Origin of the sequence: Providencia vermicola, from assembly GCF_020381325.1 — a bacterium.
GTDB classification, from domain to species: Bacteria; Pseudomonadota; Gammaproteobacteria; order Enterobacterales; family Enterobacteriaceae; genus Providencia; species Providencia vermicola.
Genome location: NZ_JAGSPI010000015.1, coordinates 21,211 through 41,587, shown reverse-complemented (window position 1 = coordinate 41,587; position 20,377 = coordinate 21,211). Strand labels below are relative to the sequence as shown.

Here is a 20,377-nt window from a genome sequence, read left to right as displayed (position 1 = left end):
CTTTTTCTTTTCAGAATCTCTCGCTGCCGTTTCAGTGTTCACCGCGCTTTGCGTTGTCTTGTTCCCGGTCAGTGGATGCGCATTATAGGGAGTCAGAAAAATCTGGCAACCCCTTTTTTGCATTTTTTTATTCAACTGCTGCATTCCACAGCAAAACCCCTACTTATACTGACTTATCCACTAAGTTATCCACACAGTGAAAATAATTTAAAATTTATCGCGCATTACGCAAACGTTTGCGTTATAATTAGCGCGAAATTTCAGCATTAATTTTGTTTTTATGTTCTGAAATTGTTAGTGACTTATATATCGCTATTGAAGAAGCAATCAAATTCCGCTTTTATAAGTAGGTATATAAGAAGAGCCAATGGCTTTTCACTCATTGATATTCGTATTGCCTTATTTATTCAAATCCAAGGGATCTATCTCATGCAACTGCTTCGTCCTATTCGTCGTGCCCTGCTTAGTGTGTCTGATAAAACAGGGGTTGTTGAATTCGCTAAAGCGCTTTCCGAACGTGGTGTTGAGCTTCTATCAACAGGCGGTACTGCGAAGCTCCTCGCAGAATCAGGCCTTACCGTAACTGAAGTTTCAGATTACACGGGATTCCCTGAAATGATGGATGGCCGCGTAAAAACGTTGCACCCGAAAGTTCATGGTGGCATTTTAGGGCGTCGTGGCACTGATGACGCAATCATGCAAGAACATGATATTTCGCCTATTGATATGGTTGTTGTGAATTTATACCCTTTTGCTCAAACTGTAGCAAAACCAAACTGCACACTAGAAGATGCAGTTGAGAATATCGATATCGGGGGCCCAACCATGGTGCGCTCTGCGGCTAAAAATCATAAAGACGTTGCGATCGTAGTCAACAGCAATGACTACCAAACTATTATTGATGAAATGGATGACCACCAAAATTCGCTGAATTGGGCAACCCGTTTTGACTTGGCCATAAAAGCGTTTGAACACACCGCCGCTTACGACAGCATGATAGCGAACTACTTTGGCGAGTTAGTTGCCCCTTATTATGGTGATACCACGCAGCCTTCTGGTCGTTTCCCTCGCACCTTGAATTTAAACTTTATCAAAAAACAAGATATGCGTTATGGCGAAAACAGCCACCAAGATGCCGCTTTCTATATAGAAGAAAATCCAAAAGAAGCATCGATTGCAACCGCACAGCAAATTCAAGGCAAAGCGCTTTCTTATAATAATATCGCCGATACCGATGCCGCTCTAGAATGTGTGAAGTCATTCGACGAACCTGCCTGTGTGATTGTAAAACACGCTAACCCTTGTGGTGTCGCTATCGGCAAAGATATTCATACAGCTTATGATAATGCATTCAAAACTGACCCAACCTCTGCGTTTGGCGGTATCATCGCGTTTAACCGTCAGTTAGATAAAACAACTGCACAAGCTATTATTGAACGTCAATTTGTTGAAGTCATTATTGCACCTTCAGTAGCAAGTGATGCATTACCGATTCTTGAAACCAAACAAAATGTTCGCGTACTTGTTTGTGGCGAATGGAATAAACCCGTTGCAGGCTTAGATTTCAAACGCGTCAACGGTGGTTTATTAGTCCAAGACCGTGATTTAGGCATGGTAGAAAAAGAAGAACTACGCGTTGTTACGACACGCCAACCTACTGAACGTGAACTAAAAGATGCCCTATTCTGCTGGAAAGTCGCGAAATTCGTTAAGTCAAATGCGATTGTTTATTCTAAAAATGACATGACCATCGGGATTGGTGCAGGCCAAATGAGCCGTGTGTACTCAGCTAAAATTGCGGGGATCAAAGCGGCCGACGAAGGTTTAGAAGTTGCAGGCTGTGCGATGGCCTCAGATGCTTTCTTCCCATTCCGCGATGGTATCGATGCGGCGGCTGCCGTTGGTGTGACTTGTGTTATTCAGCCAGGTGGCTCAATTCGTGATGAAGAAGTCATTGCTGCGGCAAATGAACATGGTATTGCGATGATTTTCACTAATATGCGCCATTTCCGTCACTAATTATTAGGAGATTATTCATGAATATATTAATTATTGGCGGTGGTGGTCGTGAACACGCATTAGCGTGGAAAGCGGCGCAATCGCCTTTAGCAAAGAAAGTTTATGTTGCACCAGGTAACGCAGGAACAGCGCTTGAGCCTGCTATCGAAAATGTGAATATTTCTGCTACTGATATTGATGGCCTGCTGCAGTTCGCCAAAGAAAAACAAATCGATTTAACGATTGTCGGCCCTGAAGCCCCTTTAGTGATTGGCGTTGTTGATGCATTTAAAGCGGCTGGCTTAACAATTTTTGGCCCAACAAAAGGGGCAGCACAACTTGAAGGTTCAAAAGCATTTACTAAGGACTTTTTAGCTCGCCATCATATTCCGACTGCGGCCTATGAAAATTTCACAGAAGTGGAACCCGCGTTAGCGTATTTAGATAAAGTCGGCGCACCTATCGTGATTAAAGCTGATGGCTTAGCGGCGGGCAAAGGTGTTATTGTCGCGATGACACTGCAAGAAGCAAAAGACGCTGTGCAAGATATGTTAGCAGGCAATGCCTTTGGCGATGCAGGACACCGTATTGTGATTGAAGAGTTTCTTGATGGTGAAGAAGCCAGCTTTATCGTGATGGTCGATGGGGAGAATGTCATCCCAATGGCAACGAGCCAAGACCATAAACGCGTTGGTGATGGTGATACAGGCCTCAATACAGGTGGTATGGGGGCTTACTCTCCTGCTCCTGTTGTCACTGATGAAGTCCATCAGCGTGTTATGGAACACGTTATTTACCCAACCGTTAAAGGTATGGATCAAGAAGGTAACCGTTACCAAGGCTTCTTATACGCTGGATTAATGATTGATAAATCGGGTAATCCAAAAGTTATCGAATTTAACTGCCGCTTTGGCGATCCTGAAACACAACCTATCATGATGCGTTTACAATCAGACTTAGTTGCACTGTGCTTAGCAGGAGCAAAAGGGGAACTGGCTGGTAAAGATTCGCTGTGGGATGAGCGCCCTGCTTTAGGGGTTGTCATTGCTGCAGGGGGTTACCCTGGGGATTACCGAAATGGTGATGCTATTTCTGGATTACCAACCATTGAAGCCGCTGATAGCAAAGTGTTCCATGCAGGTACCCGCATGAAAGATGACGAAGTGGTTACCGCCGGTGGCCGTGTATTATGCGTAACGGCACTGGGTGATGATATCGAGAAAGCCCAAACAAAAGCGTATGAAGCCGCTAAAAACATTCACTGGAATGATAGCTTCTATCGCAACGATATCGGCTACCGCGCCATCGCACGTATTAAGTAATACAAAGCACTAAACCATTCCCTAAACTGATAAGAGGAAACTTTTATCAGTTTTTTATTTTCTATTTTTTGAACTTGTTTTTGCCTTTGAACATTCACACAGACAATGGCTCTAAGTATTTCGAAGCATAGCTAGTCGGCAAGGTTACTTATGCCCAGGGGCATAGATAACTATGTGACTGGGTTAAGTCACCGAAGCCAACAACGCTAGGATTTGAAAGACGACGAGCGGTGAAATTAGAGTGAATCTTTAGAAGGTTGCCAGCGGCAAAAATCCGTATCCGCCACCATCAAAAGTTGATTCCCCTCTGAGGATTCTAACCACGCCAAATTCAGCTGAGAATGCCACACTTTTGCACGGCTTTGTAACCAGTTTTCAGCATATGGTTCAAAAGTCACGTCTCTCACATCACCTTCACAAGTCGTCACCTTACCTTGCTGCCAACGCCCTTGATAAAGTTTAACCCCACCCACGATAAGCGCGGTGTTGGTCTCAAGTACCCGAGCGGCTTCAAAGCGCCAGCGCGTGATTTCATCGGTAGAAAGAGGTGTTTTAGTACCATCCTGAGCACGCTGCATAAAAATAACATCATTATTTTTATCGAAGCGTAACTGTTCCGTAATATCGCCGCCTTTTTGGTTCAAAATTTGGCTACGAATTTGCCAGAGATTACCAGAACGGTATTCGAAGAAATTAACGGACGTATCTGTGCCTTTATAGGGGCTATAAACCACCATCAGAACAATCGGTTGGCTTTTTGCATCGTTCAGCCGCCACATACGAATGACGCCATCATCGGCAATAAAACCGCTTGCACTAAACTCTGGGAGTTTTGGTGCATTCGAGGAACAGGCGCTTAGCATTGAGAGAGTTCCCAATACCAGCAACCCTTTTTGAATAAACAAAAGGGGTAGTTTTTTACCCCCTCTGATAATTCGACTGTACAATGTACTTATTTTACAGCTTCTTTCAGTGCTTTACCGGCAGAGAAAGCTGGCACAGTTGTCGCAGGAATTTGAATTTCTGCTTTAGTTTGTGGGTTACGACCAGTACGAGCAGCGCGGTGGCTAACTTTAAAAGTACCGAAACCGACCAGTTGTACTTGCTCGCCTTTTTTCAGCGTTTCAGAAATAGCATTCAGAGTAGATTCTAAAGCTGCTTTTGCCTGAACTTTGGTCAGGTCTGCTGATTCTGCGATAGCATCAACTAATTCAGTCTTATTCATAAATTATCCTTACACAGTGTGTTTATCGTTTGCAAAGCATCGAGTGCGTCGGATATGCCAAATTGACAGCCCCTGATACACGCCCCCGATAGCCACTTCTTCTCGCCCCTAAATGTAGACCAGAGTAGGGGCAAATGTGAAGTCTTAGTACTCAGCATTACTGCGCTAAGTCACGTTTTCGATAACGAAAACGCAAAAATTAGCCAAAAGTAATACCTATATTGCTCACCCCCGCTTCGCGAAGGTCAGATTTTAATCCTTTAATTAACTCTAAGTCGCGCTCTTCACAAGCTGCCAGTAAACGGAAAATGTCCCACTGGATATCCCACTCTTCTTCAATTGCAGGAATTTCTTTAAGTTCTTCATCTGTCATTTCCCGCCCTGCTTGAGTCATTTCGAGCATGGCAACCGTACGAATGGAGGCTTCGCTAACCAATATTGCGTGCTCAAGGGTTTCTCCACTCAATTTTGAGTGAATGATTTCACCTAATGCAATACAGGCATCAATAGCTGGATACACACCATACATATCGAAATCATCTGCTGATGGGATAATTTCTTCTAATTTCTCTAACTGACTGTCGAAATTGACTTTGCTATCTTTAATGACCAAAGTTTCCCAAACTAAATCAAGGATGGAACGATAAACTTTTGCATCGGCAAATTCAGTTTGCTGACAAAACATCTGAAAGTTGGGATACATTCTTTCACATAAACTTGCCATGAAAGTTGTATGTTGCCAGCTTTCTAATTTTTCCAACCTCAAATGAATGGGATTTCTTAACATAATTTCTGACTCATCAATCTTAATACTTCGCAGTTTACCTGAAAATCTGTCAATGCCACATATTTTGCTGATAATTAGCTGATTTTCTCATTCATTCGCTTAAAAAACGTTCGATTTGATGCAATTCCGTCAGCAAAACGTGTTGGTTCAGGCAACCTATAACCCTTTAGACACTGCTTAACCCACGATAAGGAAGACGAAAAACCGACTTTATACCCCGGCGAAACATATAATGGTTTGCAGCGTTTTTTGCTCCGCAATACCCAACCGAGTTGATTTTCCCCTGCCATTAATGGCTGAACACTTTCGGGAGAGTCACCTAATTCGGCAGCATCACCACATAAACGACTTTTTGCAACGCCTATCGTTGCAACATTGGCCTGCAAACCAAAATGGCAAGCTACACCAAAGCGCCTTGGGTGAGCAATACCTTGCCCATCCACAAGGACTAATTCAGGCTTGTGCTGTATTTTTTCCCACGCAGCCATTAAACCAGGCACTTCACGAAAAGAAAGTAACCCAGGTATATAAGGCAACTGAGTCGGGATTCGTGCTATTTGATACTCAACGAGTTCTAACTGCGGCCAAGACAGCACAACGATCACTGCACGGGTAATTGAGCCTTGTTGTTCAAAGCCCACATCCGCCCCACCAATCAGTTTCAATGATGGAAACTCATCCTGCAAAATGATTTTTGAGGCTTGGCTAGTTTGTTCTTTTCGTAGCTGTTGAGTATCTAAAACCATAGCGCATCCAATGCTTCGATACTTAATTATTCTTAATCATAGATGATAATGGTGTACTTACAAGGTTCTATAAATACACCACAAATCAAGAACATCAAGAAATGATGACTACTGATGATATTGGCGAGAGAAACGGTGAACCGCATCAACAAATGCGCCTGCATGCTCAGGTGGCACATCCTGATGGATGCCGTGACCTAAGTTGAAAACATGCCCTTCGCCGTGGCCAAAACCAGACAGAATATTTTGCACTTCGTCTTCAATACGTGCAGGTGGCGCATACAACATAGACGGATCCATATTGCCTTGCAGCGCAACTTTATCGCCAACACGGCGGCGCGCATCAGCAATTTCTGTTGTCCAATCAAGGCCTAATGCATCACAACCAGTTGCAGCCATTTCTTCTAACCACTGCCCGCCACCTTTGGTGAACAAGGTAACTGGCACACGACGGCCATCGTTTTCACGAATTAATCCATCAATGATCTTATGCATATAATTCAGAGAGAACTGTAAATAATCACGTTTAGTTAATACACCACCCCATGTATCAAAAATCATGATGGATTGTGCGCCCGCACGAATTTGCGCATTTAAGTATAAGATGACGCTATCTGCCAGTTTATCCAGTAATAAATGCAGTGTATTCGGGTCTTCATACATCATTTTTTTGATTTTAGTGAAGGCTTTACTGCTGCCACCTTCCACCATGTAAGTGGCTAATGTCCATGGGCTTCCTGAGAAACCAATCAGTGGAACATTCCCTTCAAGGGCTTTACGAATGGCGCGAACAGCATCCATCACATATCCCAACTCCATTTCAGGGTCAGGAATTGGGATGTTTTTCACATCCGCTGCACAGGTAATCGGTTTTTGAAAACGTGGGCCTTCACCTGTTTCAAAATACAGCCCAAGCCCCATGGCATCAGGGATAGTTAGGATATCAGAGAATAAAATTGCGGCATCTAATGGAAAACGGCGTAATGGCTGCAATGTCACTTCACACGCAAGCTCAGTATTTTTGCACAGCGCAATAAAATCACCAGCCTCGGCACGCGTTGCTTTGTATTCAGGCAAATAACGCCCCGCTTGACGCATCATCCATACCGGGGTCACATCTACAGGCTGACGTAGCAGAGCACGTAGATAGCGGTCATTTTTTAACTCAGTCATTATTTACTCCATTATTATTAGTGGCCGCCGCAAATGGCTATAAGCAAAGATGGCTATTGTAACATGTAAAAGGCAACAATATCAGCGCACTGCTATTTGTCCGATTCGTACTCACTTTGACGACATAGCGCTACTGTGTCCTCAATTAAGCGCCTTGCGATAGTATCCCCAGGAGGGATAAGCGGTAAGTCATTGTAATGATACCAATTTGCACTAACTAACTCATTTGGATCAACCTGAATATCACCACTCTCATAATCTGCAAGGAAGCCCATCATTAAGGAATGAGGGAAAGGCCATGGCTGTGAAGAGACATAGCGAATATTTTTCACTTTTATCTGGCTTTCTTCCATGACTTCGCGCATAACGGCTTCTTCTAATGTTTCACCCACCTCAACAAAACCTGCTAATACGGTAAATAATGGGTTTTGGGAATGACGACGGTGCTGCGCCAAGAGAATATGGTCATCACGACGGATCCCTACGATAATACAAGGGGCAATTTGCGGGTAATAACGCTCATGGCAATGATCACATAAACACGCCCATTCTGTTGCACTGTGGCGCATTGCCGTACCACAGTAACCACAATAGCGGTGGGAACGATAGAATTCAGCCAATTGTACGCCGCGCCCTGCCAGGCGGAATAAGCCTTCATCTTGCGCAGCAACAACCCGCGGAGACGCCATATCTGATGGCATTTTTTCTGCGATCAGCCAGACAATTTCCCCTTGCCATTCACCGATTGGCGTCGCGTTTTTACCTTCTAATGAATAGTCTTTAGCACTGCCGCGTGGAATATCCCCTTTTGGTAACCACAATCGACCAGCGAAACAGACGAACCACCAGCCACTTTCTGTTCCTACTAACGTTAATTTATTCATTTTATCTATCTTTATTGGCTTTTTGTTGTTGATAAAAAGGGTGTCGATAAAAAATCAGTTTCGAATCACACAATACACTTCTTTGACACAATGTCATTCAAACGTTTGTTTCATTTCCTATCTCTGTCAATTTTGACACTTTTTAGACAATTCATCCCTTAAAATGTCTAAAAACTGTCATAAAACGGTCAACTCACTGTCACTTATTAAAATTAGGATGCTCAGTAACCAATCTGGTTCACCGTTCCTCAAAAGTGAGAAAACAATGAAAGCTATCGTTCCTGCGATTTTACTATCACTGACCGCATCCAGTATGACATTTGCTGCTGATGCTAATTTAACAGAGTTAATCAATGCAGCGAAAAAAGAAGGGCAAGTTTACAGCGTTGGGATGCCTGATTCTTGGGCAAACTGGAAAGGAACTTGGCAAGATTTAGCCACGCAATATGGCTTAAAACACCAAGATACGGACATGAGTTCTGCACAAGAAATTGCCAAATTTGCCGCCGAAAAAAATAACGCAACAGCAGATATTGGCGATGTCGGCGCATCGTTTGGCCCTGTAGCGGTACAAAAAGGGGTCACCCAGCCTTATAAACCCACCACATGGTCACAAATTCCTGATTGGGCAAAAGATAAAGACGGCCACTGGGCATTAGCCTATACCGGTTCAATTGCCTTTATGATTAATAATGACTTAGTTAAAGATGCACCAAAAAGTTGGGATGACTTGTTAAAAGGCAAATACAAAGTCACCGTAGGTGATGTTGGTATTGCAGCACAAGCCAATAATGCCGTTTTAGCCGCTGCATTTGCCCGCGGTGGTGATGAAAATAACCTTAAACCTGCCATTGAGTTATTTGCTGAGTTAGCAAAGCAAAAGCGCCTCTCTGTAAATGACCCTACCGTTGCAAATATTGAAAAAGGTGAAGTGGAAGTTGGGATCTTATGGGACTTTAACGCCTTGAATTATCGCGATCAGATCAACCGCGATCGTTTTACTGTTGTCATTCCATCCGATGGTTCAGTGATCTCTGGCTACACCACTATCATCAATAAATTTGCAAAAAACCCAAATGCAGCCAAGTTAGCACGTGAATTTATTTTCAGTGATAAAGGTCAGTTGAACCTGGCAGAAGGCTATGCTCGTCCAATTCGCGCCCAATATCTGACATTACCTGATGATGTTAAAGCAAAATTACTACCAGAAGAACAGTATAAAAATGTTCAGCCAATTAAAGATGCTGACGGCTGGGAAAAATCATCGCGTAATTTACCAAAAATGTGGCAACAACAAGTTCTGATCCACCAGCAATAATTGAATTTGTTGAATTTAGGAATAAAAGTCTGATGTCTGAAAAAGTCATACTTGTTGTCCTAGACGGTTTAAGTTATTCAGTAGCCCATCAGTGTATGGGCTATCTCAATGGACTTATCAAAGCCGATAGCGCAACACTTTATCAATTAGAGTGCGAACTCCCTTCCATGTCTCGCCCGTTGTATGAATGCATTTTAACGGGTATACCACCAGTGAAAAGCGGGATCGTCAACAATGAGATTGTACGTTTATCCCACTTTGACAGCATTTTCTCTCTTGCACGTCTTGCGGGTAAAACCACAGCAGCTGCCGCTTATTATTGGGTAAGCGAGCTATATAACCGCGCACCCTTCGTGGCGACTCGCGACCGTTTTACGCACGATGAATTGCTCACTATTCAGCACGGCTGCTTTTATCAAATAGACAGCTACCCCGATGACCATCTCTTGCTGGATGCTGAATATTTGCGTAGCCAATTTAACCCTGACTTTTTATTGATTCACCCAATGAATATCGATGATACAGGGCACAAGTTCGGATTTGATTCACCGCAATACCGCAATGCAGCTCGCCATGCCGATATTATTTTGTCGAATTACATCCCAACATGGATTGAGCAAGGCTATCAAATTCTTGTCACAAGCGATCATGGCATGAACAATGACCGTAGCCATGGCGGCACACTTCCTGAAGAGTGTTTGGTTCCGCTGTTTGTTATCGGTTCAAAGTTTGCTCATCAACCTTGTGATATTCAGCAAACCGATATTTGTGGCACAGTCTGCCGTTTATTGGGTATCGATCCGCTCGACAAGCCTGTGTGTGATGCATTATTACAAGGAGATGCATGATGGCTGACCTGACTGCGCCCTACGAGCAAGCCCAACCACAGCAGGGGAAAATGGCCATGTTAAAAAAAACCTTTGCCCGTTTTCATTGGCGCGCAGCATTACTCTTGTTGCCCTTTTTTGTATTGTTTGGCCTATTTCAATTCGCCCCGATGATTTGGGTGTTTATCAACAGTTTTATCTATGAAGAAGCCTGGTCCTTAGGTAATTACCTCGACATATTTACCAATGATTTTTACCTGCAAGCCTTCGAAAATACCTTATGGTTATCGTTGATTTGTAGCCTAATCGGTTTGCTTATCGCAAGCATTACTGCCTTTTCTATCTACAAGATGCAAGGCAAGGTGCGCCGAATGATGATTTCATTCACCACCATGGCAAGTAACTTTAGCGGCGTTCCGCTGGCCTTCGCGTTTATCATTATTTTGGGCTTTAATGGCGCAATCACTTTGCAGCTCAAAGCGTGGGGAATTATCGAAGATTTTAATATCTACAGCGCCAGCGGGTTAATGCTGCTTTATGTCTATTTTCAAATTCCACTCGGTGTATTGTTGCTCTACCCTGCCTTTGATGCCCTCAAACCTGAGTGGGAAGATGCGGCAAAAACCATGGGGGCCAGCAAATTGACCTACTGGTTGAAAGTGGCTATTCCAGTGCTTTCCCCAGCTTTACTTGGCACTTTTATTATCTTAATTGCCAATGCGATGGGCGCGTACGCCAGTACCTATGCGTTAACCAGCGGTAACTACAACCTTGTGACCATACGTATTGCCAGTTTAGTGTCTGGTGATTTATTCCTCGAGCCAAATATGGCGGCGGCGTTATCTGTCCTGCTTATCGCTATCTTAGGGTTTATCACTGGTATCCATCATTGGTTAATCAAACGGAGCTACCATGCAAAATAACAATGTGATTAGCCCTATCATAACCAATAAGAACTCTGGATTATGGTTTCATAAGTTAGTGTTAATCAGTGTTGCCAGCTTATTAGCGCTGCCTATTATTGCTACGTTTGTGTATTCCATTGCCAGTTCTTGGGGCGCAACCGTGTTACCCGATGCATTATCTATAAAATGGTATCTGCAATTATGGCAAGACCCACGGTTTTTAATGGCATTTGGACGCTCCTTGATTATCTGTTTTGGCACGCTGTTAATCAGCACCTTGGTCATTTTACCGATGACATTTGCCGTGTTTTATCGCTTTCCCAAGCTAAAAGGGCTGATGGATTTATTGATTATCCTCCCTTTTGCAATCCCCCCCGTAGTATCGTCCGTCGGTTTATTGCAAATTTTTGCGGATGAACCATTTATGTTAGTGGGCACGCCATGGATCTTAATTGGCACCTATTTCACCATCACACTGCCATTTATGTACCGCGCCCTCGCCAATAGTTTTCAAGGGATTAACTTACATGATCTGATGGATGCGGCACATTTGCTAGGGGCAAATACCTTCAACGCTTTCATGATGATTGTGCTGCCAAATATTCGCAAAGGCATGTTGGTTTCATTATTAATTTCATTTTCATTTTTGATGGGTGAGTTTGTGTTTGCCAATATTTTAGTGGGAACACGTTATGAGACCCTGCAAATTTACTTATTCAATATGCGCCAAACCAGTGGGCACTTCACTTCTGCACTAGTGATGTCTTACTTCTTATTTACGTTATTGCTGACGTGGTTAGCAATGCGTTTAAATCGTTCAGGAGATGAATGATGAGCTATGTTATTGCTGAAAACTTAACAAAATCTTTCGGGTCAAATCAGGTCTTCACTGATATTCAATTTACCATTGAAAAAGGCGAATTTATCACCCTATTAGGGCCAAGTGGTTGCGGGAAATCAACTTTATTACGCTGTATTGCAGGCCTTGAGCAACCTAATAATGGTGAACTTTATATTAACCGCAAAAATATTACCCACCAACCTGCCCAACAACGTGGTGTGGGCATGGTGTTTCAAAGCTATGCGCTATTCCCCAACATGACCGTCGCAGACAATATCGCGTTCGGCTTAAAAATACGTAAAATTGATAGTAACGAAAGAACCAAAGCCGTTGCAGAAGTAATTGAACTAGTTGAATTACAAGGTAAAGAGCAGCAATTTCCTCACCAATTGTCAGGCGGTCAGCGTCAACGCGTGGCCCTAGCAAGGGCGCTCGTAATGAAACCGCAAATTTTATTACTCGACGAGCCGTTATCCGCCCTTGATGCGCGCATTCGTAAGCATTTGCGCCAACAAATTCGTCATATTCAGCGGGAACTTGGGCTAACGACGATTTTTGTCACCCATGACCAAGACGAAGCGATGATCATGTCTGATAGGATCTTTTTGATGAATAAAGGGCAGATCGTACAAAGTGATACGGCAGAGAATATTTATACCCAGCCAGCGAACGAGTTTGTTGCTCGTTTTATGGGTCACTACAATTTGGTGGATGCTCACAAAGCCAATACCATGTTAGGGTTAAATTTACAGGGTACACTCGCCATCCGCCCTGAATCTATTTATGTGAAAGAAGCGGGTCGCCAATACGGTACACATATTTCTCACCCTGTGGATGCCGTAATTTTAGATCATCAGTTACTTGGCAATATTATTCGTTATAGCGTGAATACCCCTGTAGGAGATATGACTGTTGACCTACTCAATCGCTCTTCTGAACGTTTATTTGAACCTGGCTCCCGCCTTGAGTTAATGTTTAATAAAAATGAAATTCGCGCATTTAGCTAATCATACGATAGGAATATAATGCAAAACCAATTAGCCATTTTTGACTTAGATGATACGTTGATTCAAGGGGATAGCAGCGTATTGTGGACACAATACCTGTGGGATAAGCAAATCATCAGTGACCCACAGTTTGTGGAAGCCGATAAAGCCATGATGGCGCAGTATAATGCAGGCACTTTGGATATGCCGACTTACCTGCGTTTTAACCTGCAAAACCTCGCCAATATCAAAACGGAACAAGTGGATATCTGGCTGGATGATTTCGTACAAAGCGTGGTTTTACCAAAGATCTACCCTGAAGCGAGTCAAACGATCGCCCGCTACCGCGCCAAGGGGATCCCGATTATTGTGATCTCTGCAACCGTTTCATTTATTGTCAAAAAGATCGCAGCTCAACTCAATGCCGATGTCGCCATGGGCATTGATATTAAGCAGCAAAATGGCTGCTATACGACCGAAATTGATGGTATTCCAACCTTTAAGGAAGGTAAGGTTAAACGCCTATTAGAATGGATCCGCCACCAGCCAATCACCGATGCATATGTGTATTTCTACACCGACTCTGCCAACGACCTCCCGATGTGCCAATTCGCCGATGAAACCTTTATCGTTAACGGCGACCCTCGACTTCTTCAAGCCGCCAATGAAAATAATTGGCCTCAATATCAGTGGAATTTATAAACCTTATTGTTATCCGAACCTTGATTTTAATTTTTAATTTTTAAGGTTTTAACTAACTTTCCTTTCAAAGGTTCCTCTAAATTATTCGTGCTAGAGGAAGGCGGCAAACTAAGATATCCCTAGGAGCATACACAAGTATGTGACTAGGGTAGCTTAGTGCGGCCAACGCACCTATCGCGCGAAGAATGACGAGGAAAAAGCTTGAGAATCACAGGAAGCTCTCTATACTAATTAATTCTTGTCGGAGTGCCTAGTATGCATAGCATCAGGCTGAGACCGTTAATTCGGGATCCGCGGAACCTGATCGGGTTAATACCCGCGAAGGGAACAAGAGTAATCACTCAGCGCCATTTTTGCCATTTTCCTTTTGGTGAAAATTTAAACGCAACGTCTTTTTATTACTCCTCCGAACTCCTGACAAGCAACTTTCTTTCGATAAACCCGCTTGGTGCGTTTTGCATCATAGCCGTGACAATGTCAGGAAATTGCTATGTCCAATATTACAAATAATGTTATACCGACCGCTGATTTATCCCCACAAGCAGCACCTGCTCGCACGCGTAAGGCCCAACGTGACGCCGCTGAAAACTTTATCAACACCGTTTCTGGCGTTTCATTTCCAAATTCTGAACGCATTTATCTCCAAGGTTCAAGAGACGATATTCAAGTCCCGATGCGAGAAATCCAGCTTTCGCAAACCCTCATAGGTGGCGACAAAGATAACCCGCAATTTGAAGATAACGAGCCCGTTCCTATCTACGACACCTCAGGCCCTTACGGCGACCCAGCATCAGAACTCAACGTTCACAAAGGCCTGAAAAAAATTCGTGCTCCGTGGATAAGCGAACGTTCAGACACCACCGAAGTCGAAAACTTAAGTTCTGACTTCACACAACAGCGTCTCGCTGATGCAGGTCTCGACCACTTACGCTTTAACAACCGCCCACACCCATTAAAAGCACAAACCAACAAATGCGTCACCCAGCTTCACTACGCCCGTAAAGGCATCATCACCCCAGAAATGGAGTTTATCGCCATCCGCGAAAATATGGGCCGTGAACGTATTCGTGGTGAGGTTTTGCTGCAACAACATCCAGGGCAAGGCTTTGGGGCTAATTTGCCCGAAAATATCACGCCAGAGTTTGTTCGCCAAGAAGTCGCCGCGGGTCGCGCCATTATCCCTGCCAATATCAATCACCCTGAATCTGAGCCGATGATTATTGGCCGTAACTTCTTGGTGAAAGTGAACGCCAATATTGGTAACTCATCAGTCACTTCATCCATCGAAGAAGAAGTGGAAAAACTGATTTGGTCAACGCGCTGGGGCGCAGATACCGTAATGGATTTGTCCACAGGCCGTTACATTCATGAAACCCGTGAATGGATTTTACGTAATAGCCCAGTCCCCATCGGCACAGTCCCTATCTACCAAGCCCTTGAAAAAGTCAATGGAGTAGCGGAAAACCTGACGTGGGAAATGTTCCGCGATACGTTATTAGAACAAGCAGAACAAGGCGTTGACTACTTTACTATCCATGCTGGAGTCTTGCTGCGTTACGTACCAATGACCGCGAAACGCCTGACAGGTATTGTCTCGCGCGGTGGCTCTATCATGGCAAAATGGTGTTTATCTCATCACCAAGAAAACTTCCTGTACGAAAACTTCCGTGAAATCTGTGAAATTTGTGCCGCTTACGACGTTTCCTTGTCATTAGGTGATGGCTTGCGTCCTGGTTCCATCCAAGATGCAAATGACGAAGCCCAATTTGCCGAACTTCATACCCTTGGCGAGTTAACCAAGATTGCGTGGGAATATGATGTCCAAGTGATGATTGAAGGCCCCGGCCACGTCCCAATGCAAATGATCCGCCGCAACATGACGGAAGAACTGGAGCATTGCCACGAAGCCCCGTTCTATACCTTAGGGCCGCTCACAACCGATATTGCACCAGGTTATGACCACTTTACCTCAGGTATTGGTGCCGCCATGATCGGTTGGTTTGGTTGTGCAATGCTCTGCTATGTCACACCAAAAGAGCATTTGGGTTTACCGAACAAAGACGATGTTAAACAAGGGCTTATCACCTATAAAATTGCAGCGCACGCCGCTGACCTTGCCAAAGGCCACCCAGGCGCACAAATTCGCGACAATGCAATGTCAAAAGCACGTTTCGAATTCCGTTGGGAAGACCAATTTAACTTGGCATTAGACCCAGAAACCGCACGTAAATATCACGATGAAACCTTGCCACAAGCTTCGGGGAAAATTGCCCATTTCTGCTCAATGTGTGGGCCGAAATTCTGTTCGATGAAAATCTCCCAAGAAGTGCGTGATTACGCAGCCCAAAAAGAAGCAAACGAAAAAGAAGCGGGTATGGAACAAATGTCCGAAGCTTTCCGCGCCCACGGCAGCGAGCTATACCATGGCGCAGAAATTGTGAGTGCAGAGGTTGCTGATAATGAAAAAATCGCCTAATCCTATTATTACGCCAACATCGCCATTTCCCGAAACCGAGCAATACCTCGGCCTTTACCCTGTCGTCGATTCCGTTGAATGGATTGAACGCCTGCTTAGTGCAGGTGTTTCCACCCTTCAATTACGCATCAAGGACAAAGCGGATGCTGACGTGCGTGATGATATTCAAAAAGCTATCACTTTGGGTAAAAAATATAACGCACGGTTATTTATCAACGACTACTGGCGCTTAGCCGTGGAGTTTGGCGCCTACGGCGTACACCTTGGTCAAGAGGATCTGGAAACCACTGACTTACTGGCAATCCACCAAGCAGGGCTTCGGTTAGGCATTTCAACCCACGATGAACATGAGTTAGCCATCGCCAAATCTGTGCGACCCTCTTACATTGCCATGGGGCATATTTTCCCCACACAAACCAAAGAGATGCCATCATCTCCTCAAGGATTGGAAACGCTAAAGGCAATGGTTGAGGCTACACCTGATTACCCAACCGTCGCCATTGGTGGAATTTCCATTGAGCGCGTACCTGCTGTTTTAGCAACAGGTGTTGGTAGTGTGGCACTGGTCAGTGCGATTACCAAAGCCGATGATTGGCGAGCTGCTACTGAGACGTTACTGAATTTAATTGAGCGTCATCGCGCTTGTTAATTAATTCACAATCAAATAATTAGCCGTGTATTTAGTGAAATAGACACACGGTTGATAATTCGAGGAATTTAATCATGTTAAGTGACCAAGAATTCATGCGTTACAGCCGCCAGCTATTACTTGAAGACATTAGCCCTGAAGGGCAACAAAAACTGAAAAATAGCAAAGTGCTGATTGTCGGTTTAGGTGGGTTAGGCTCTCCCGCATCCCTCTATTTAGCTGGTGCAGGCGTTGGCGAATTATGGCTCGCTGACCACGATAACCTGCATGTCTCTAATTTACAAAGACAAGTGCTCTACAATACTGATGATATTGAACAACCAAAAGCCCGATTAGCCGCAAAGAGACTTCATCAACTCAACCCGCTCGTGAAAACGCGAGCCATTGTGCAAAAATTAGATGTTGAGGCATTAATCCCACTCGCCAAGCAGGTCGATTTAGTGCTTGATTGCTGCGATAACATGGCAACTCGCCATGCCGTCAATGCCGCCTGTGTCATGACCAACACGCCACTCGTTAGTGGTAGCGCCGTGGGCTTTGGTGGACAGCTGATGGTGCTCGAACCGCCGTTTAGTTCAGGATGTTACGCCTGCCTTTACCCCGATCAAGATGAACCCGAGCGAAACTGCCGCACAGCGGGAGTATTAGGGCCTGTCGTTGGTGTTATCGGTACGCTGCAAGCACTTGAATCCCTTAAATTACTTGTCGGGTTGCCTTCATCTTTAAGCGGAAAACTACGCTTATTCGATGGAAAACAACAACAGTGGAACACCTTGCAGTTAACACCTTCGCTGCAATGTCCAGTTTGTCGGGAAGAAACATGCATATCCTAATTAATGACCAAACTATGGCGCTTGATGCCCCGCTGACTGTCAACCAGTTATTTGAGACGCTAGGCCGCTCCACAGCTGGCACCGCGCTGGCTATCAACCAAGTGATCATTCCAAAGAGTCAGTGGGATTCTCATCTCATTAATGACCAAGACAATATCTTGTTATTTCAAGCTATCGCTGGGGGCTAACAATGTTAAAAATCGCCGATTTTACCTTTCAATCACGCCTATTTACGGGAACAGGAAAGTTTGCCAATGCCAGGCTAATGCAAGATGCCATTCAAGCCTCAGGTAGCCAATTAGTCACCATGGCCATGAAACGAATTAATTTGCGTGGGCAGGATGATGGTATTTTACAACCTCTTCAAGAGCTTGGCGTAAAGCTTTTACCCAATACATCGGGGGCAAAAAACGCCCAAGAAGCGGTATTTGCTGCCCGTCTTGCTCGAGAGGCACTTGGCACCAACTGGGTCAAACTCGAAATTCACCCTGATATGCGCTATTTATTACCCGACCCTATCGAAACCCTGCTCGCCGCAGAGCAGCTTGTCAAAGAAGGGTTTGTGGTATTACCTTATTGCAGTGCAGACCCTGTACTGTGCCGCCGTCTTGAAGAAGTGGGCTGCGCAGCAGTCATGCCATTAGGTGCGCCTATCGGTACCAATAAAGGCTTAGCCACTAAAGAGATGCTGCGGATTATTATCGAGCAAGCCACCGTGCCTGTTATTGTCGATGCGGGGATTGGCGCGCCGAGCCACGCTGCAGAGGCTATCGAAATGGGAGCTGATGCGGTGTTGGTGAATACCGCGATTGCCGTTGCCAAGCAACCCATTTTAATGGCGAAAGCCTTTAAACTTGCCGTCGAGGCTGCTGAACTGGCTTATCAAAGTGGGTTAGCGGCACCGAAGCAACAAGCCCAAGCTTCCAGCCCACTCACCAGCTTTTTGGGGGCACTATCATGATCCCCCGTTTCCAAGAGCGCTTAAGTACATTGGATTGGGACGACATAACACAGCGAATCAACAGCAAAACCGCTCACGATGTAGAACACGCTTTAGCGAGTGATATCCTCACCCTCGATGATTTTATGGCGCTGCTCTCCCCTGCTGGACGCCCTTATGTCGAGGCAATGGCGCAAAAAGCACAAAGACTCACCCGCCAACGTTTTGGTCATGCGGTTGGGTTTTACGTCCCTCTTTATTTATCCAATCTCTGCGCAAATGACTGTACTTACTGTGGTTTTTCGATGAGTAACAAAATCAAGCGTAAAACACTCAATGATGCTGAGATAGTCAATGAGTGCGAAACTCTCCGCAAAATTGGGTTTGATAGCTTATTGTTGGTCACAGGGGAACACCAAAGTAAAGTGGGGATGGATTATTTCCGCCATACTTTGCCTATCATTCGCCCTTATTTCAGTTCGTTGATGATGGAAGTGCAGCCATTAAGCACTGACGAATATAAGGAATTGAAAACATTGGGCTTAGATGGCGTGATGGTGTATCAAGAAACATACCATGAGCCAACCTACCAGTTGCATCACCTCAAGGGCAAAAAACAAGATTTCCACTGGCGTTTAGCCACCCCTGAACGCCTTGGTGAAGCCGGTGTGGATAAAATTGGTCTTGGGGCATTAATTGGTTTATCTAATAGTTGGCGCACCGATTGCTACATGGTGGCTGAGCATTTACTGTATTTGCAGCAATATTATTGGCAGAGCCGCTATTCCATTTCATTTCCGCGTTTGCGACCTTGTGCGGGTGGCGTTGAGCCTGCATCACTGATGAATGAAGCTGAATTGGTTCAACTCATTTGTGCCTTTCGGTTACTAGCCCCCAATGTTGAGCTTTCACTGTCTACTCGTGAGTCACCGTATTTTCGCGACCATGTGGTGCCACTCGCGATTAATAATGTCAGCGCAGGCTCTAAAACCCAACCAGGGGGTTATGCAGATACCAAAGAAGAGTTAGAACAGTTTTCGCCTAACGATAACCGCAGTGCGGCACAGGTGGCAAACGCCCTCGTACAAGCAGGGTTACAACCCGTTTGGAAAGATTGGGATGGCTATTTGGGTCGTTAAACTTAAAGGGCTAACGCGATGTTAGCCCTTTAATTGACTATGCCTTAGAATTTCTCGTGTCAACGTTCATTAGAAGAAAAGTAAACCACATTCCCTTCTCTTTTACCGATAGCAATAACCAGTAAAATAATTTTGTCCTTGATCACTTCATAAACCAAGCGGTAGCCTAATGAGCGTCGCTTTATTTTATAACGATTGTGTTTACCACTCAGCTGAGCTGATAGCACAAAAGGATTTTCAAGACGTTCCGCTAATTTTTTTAAAATTGATTCTTAATCGGAGGCGCTAATTTCTGTCATTCCTTTAATGCACGTTTATCAAATTCGAGTTTATAGGTCATCGAGATCTACACTAACAGTATCGAGTGATTGTACACGCTCATCTGCAATCTTATTGAGTTCTGCATCTTCTGCTAGTTCCATAAACCACGCGAATAAGTCAGGCGGAACACAATAAAAAGCCGGTTCATTTCGATTAAGAATAGCAACAGGGTTGCCTTCACCTTCAGCAATAATACCCATTGGATTTTTTTTCAAATCAGTGATACTTGCAGCAGTATCACTCAAAATTTGATAAGTCATGCTTTATCTCCAAACTAAAATTTCACACCCACAAAAGCACTAGTA

21 protein-coding genes, 1 pseudogene and 1 riboswitch are annotated in these 20,377 nt (G+C 44.4%); of the genes and pseudogenes, 14 read left to right on the top strand and 8 right to left on the bottom strand.

Annotated elements, in window-relative coordinates:
- Positions 1-429 precede the first annotated feature (429 nt).
- Together purH and purD are read left to right on the top strand one after the other, a co-directional pair.
- Entirely contained in the window at positions 430-2,019 is a 1,590-nt protein-coding gene (purH, locus tag KDJ85_RS18720) for a bifunctional phosphoribosylaminoimidazolecarboxamide formyltransferase/IMP cyclohydrolase (RefSeq protein WP_225820922.1), read from the top strand.
- A gap of 17 nt (positions 2,020-2,036) precedes the next feature.
- Entirely contained in the window at positions 2,037-3,320 is a 1,284-nt protein-coding gene (gene purD, locus KDJ85_RS18715; RefSeq protein ID WP_225820921.1) for a phosphoribosylamine--glycine ligase, read from the top strand.
- Positions 3,321-3,556: 236 nt separating this feature from the next.
- On the opposite strand, the gene KDJ85_RS18710 is transcribed toward purD, so the two are convergent.
- From KDJ85_RS18710 to nudC, 6 genes are all read right to left on the bottom strand, one after another.
- The gene (locus KDJ85_RS18710; RefSeq protein ID WP_225820920.1) at positions 3,557-4,183 is read right to left on the bottom strand and encodes a DUF1481 domain-containing protein; all 627 of its coding nucleotides are present in this window, start codon (positions 4,181-4,183) and stop codon (positions 3,557-3,559) included.
- An 89-nt stretch (positions 4,184-4,272) separates the two neighbouring features.
- Positions 4,273-4,545 carry an HU family DNA-binding protein gene (locus tag KDJ85_RS18705; RefSeq protein ID WP_004264522.1) on the bottom strand — a complete coding sequence of 91 codons (273 nt, stop codon included), beginning with the start codon at positions 4,543-4,545 and terminating at the stop codon, positions 4,273-4,275.
- 199 nt (positions 4,546-4,744) lie between these two features.
- Positions 4,745-5,332 carry a YjaG family protein gene (locus KDJ85_RS18700; RefSeq protein ID WP_225820919.1) on the bottom strand — a complete coding sequence of 196 codons (588 nt, stop codon included), beginning with the start codon at positions 5,330-5,332 and terminating at the stop codon, positions 4,745-4,747.
- Between the two features lie 74 nt (positions 5,333-5,406).
- Positions 5,407-6,078 (bottom strand): deoxyribonuclease V, encoded by a 672-nt coding sequence (nfi, locus tag KDJ85_RS18695; RefSeq protein ID WP_225820918.1) that lies wholly within the window; start codon positions 6,076-6,078, stop codon positions 5,407-5,409.
- Positions 6,079-6,186: 108 nt separating this feature from the next.
- On the bottom strand, positions 6,187-7,251 hold the full coding sequence (hemE, locus tag KDJ85_RS18690) for a uroporphyrinogen decarboxylase (RefSeq protein WP_225820917.1): 1,065 nt from the start codon (positions 7,249-7,251) through the stop codon (positions 6,187-6,189).
- Positions 7,252-7,343: 92 nt separating this feature from the next.
- Positions 7,344-8,135, bottom strand: coding sequence for an NAD(+) diphosphatase (nudC, locus tag KDJ85_RS18685; protein ID WP_225820916.1), 792 nt, complete (start codon positions 8,133-8,135; stop codon positions 7,344-7,346).
- A gap of 265 nt (positions 8,136-8,400) precedes the next feature.
- Here nudC and KDJ85_RS18680 point away from each other — a divergent pair, with 265 nt between their 5' ends.
- The 12 genes from KDJ85_RS18680 to thiH all read left to right on the top strand — a co-directional run bounded on the left by KDJ85_RS18680 (position 8,401) and on the right by thiH (position 19,751).
- A complete protein-coding gene (locus KDJ85_RS18680; protein WP_225820915.1) occupies positions 8,401-9,453 on the top strand; it encodes an ABC transporter substrate-binding protein in 1,053 nt (350 codons plus the stop codon).
- 32 nt (positions 9,454-9,485) lie between these two features.
- Positions 9,486-10,301 (top strand): alkaline phosphatase family protein, encoded by an 816-nt coding sequence (locus KDJ85_RS18675; protein WP_225820914.1) that lies wholly within the window; start codon positions 9,486-9,488, stop codon positions 10,299-10,301.
- The gene (locus tag KDJ85_RS18670) at positions 10,301-11,203 is read left to right on the top strand and encodes an ABC transporter permease (protein WP_225820925.1); all 903 of its coding nucleotides are present in this window, start codon (positions 10,301-10,303) and stop codon (positions 11,201-11,203) included. The genes KDJ85_RS18675 and KDJ85_RS18670 overlap by 1 nt, the downstream gene beginning before the upstream one ends.
- Positions 11,193-12,017, top strand: coding sequence for an ABC transporter permease (locus KDJ85_RS18665; RefSeq protein ID WP_225820913.1), 825 nt, complete (start codon positions 11,193-11,195; stop codon positions 12,015-12,017). The genes KDJ85_RS18670 and KDJ85_RS18665 overlap by 11 nt, the downstream gene beginning before the upstream one ends.
- Complete coding sequence (locus KDJ85_RS18660; RefSeq protein ID WP_225820924.1) at positions 12,017-13,033, top strand: ABC transporter ATP-binding protein; 1,017 nt, start codon at positions 12,017-12,019, stop codon at positions 13,031-13,033. The genes KDJ85_RS18665 and KDJ85_RS18660 overlap by 1 nt, the downstream gene beginning before the upstream one ends.
- 18 nt (positions 13,034-13,051) lie before the next feature.
- The gene (locus tag KDJ85_RS18655) at positions 13,052-13,714 is read left to right on the top strand and encodes an HAD family hydrolase (protein WP_225820912.1); all 663 of its coding nucleotides are present in this window, start codon (positions 13,052-13,054) and stop codon (positions 13,712-13,714) included.
- A 232-nt stretch (positions 13,715-13,946) separates the two neighbouring features.
- Positions 13,947-14,058: riboswitch (TPP riboswitch) on the top strand.
- 146 nt (positions 14,059-14,204) lie between these two features.
- Positions 14,205-16,190, top strand: coding sequence for a phosphomethylpyrimidine synthase ThiC (gene thiC, locus KDJ85_RS18650; RefSeq protein WP_225820911.1), 1,986 nt, complete (start codon positions 14,205-14,207; stop codon positions 16,188-16,190).
- Positions 16,174-16,839 (top strand): thiamine phosphate synthase, encoded by a 666-nt coding sequence (thiE, locus tag KDJ85_RS18645; RefSeq protein WP_225820910.1) that lies wholly within the window; start codon positions 16,174-16,176, stop codon positions 16,837-16,839. The genes thiC and thiE overlap by 17 nt, the downstream gene beginning before the upstream one ends.
- 74 nt (positions 16,840-16,913) lie before the next feature.
- Positions 16,914-17,672, top strand: coding sequence for a HesA/MoeB/ThiF family protein (locus KDJ85_RS18640; RefSeq protein WP_225820909.1), 759 nt, complete (start codon positions 16,914-16,916; stop codon positions 17,670-17,672).
- Positions 17,660-17,860: a sulfur carrier protein ThiS gene (gene thiS, locus KDJ85_RS18635; RefSeq protein WP_225820908.1), complete on the top strand. Its 201-nt coding sequence runs from the start codon at positions 17,660-17,662 to the stop codon at positions 17,858-17,860. Before KDJ85_RS18640 ends, thiS begins: the two co-directional genes overlap by 13 nt.
- A 2-nt stretch (positions 17,861-17,862) precedes the next feature.
- Positions 17,863-18,633, top strand: a complete 771-nt coding sequence (locus KDJ85_RS18630) for a thiazole synthase (protein WP_225820907.1) — start codon at positions 17,863-17,865, stop codon at positions 18,631-18,633.
- The gene (gene thiH, locus KDJ85_RS18625) at positions 18,630-19,751 is read left to right on the top strand and encodes a 2-iminoacetate synthase ThiH (protein WP_225820906.1); all 1,122 of its coding nucleotides are present in this window, start codon (positions 18,630-18,632) and stop codon (positions 19,749-19,751) included. Before KDJ85_RS18630 ends, thiH begins: the two co-directional genes overlap by 4 nt.
- A gap of 59 nt (positions 19,752-19,810) precedes the next feature.
- Here thiH and KDJ85_RS18620 read toward each other — a convergent pair.
- Together KDJ85_RS18620 and KDJ85_RS18615 are read right to left on the bottom strand one after the other, a co-directional pair.
- Positions 19,811-20,091, bottom strand: a pseudogene (locus KDJ85_RS18620) (type II toxin-antitoxin system RelE family toxin).
- Positions 20,081-20,332, bottom strand: a complete 252-nt coding sequence (locus KDJ85_RS18615) for a type II toxin-antitoxin system Phd/YefM family antitoxin (protein WP_225820905.1) — start codon at positions 20,330-20,332, stop codon at positions 20,081-20,083. Before KDJ85_RS18615 ends, KDJ85_RS18620 begins: the two are co-directional and overlap by 11 nt.
- Positions 20,333-20,377 lie beyond the last annotated feature (45 nt).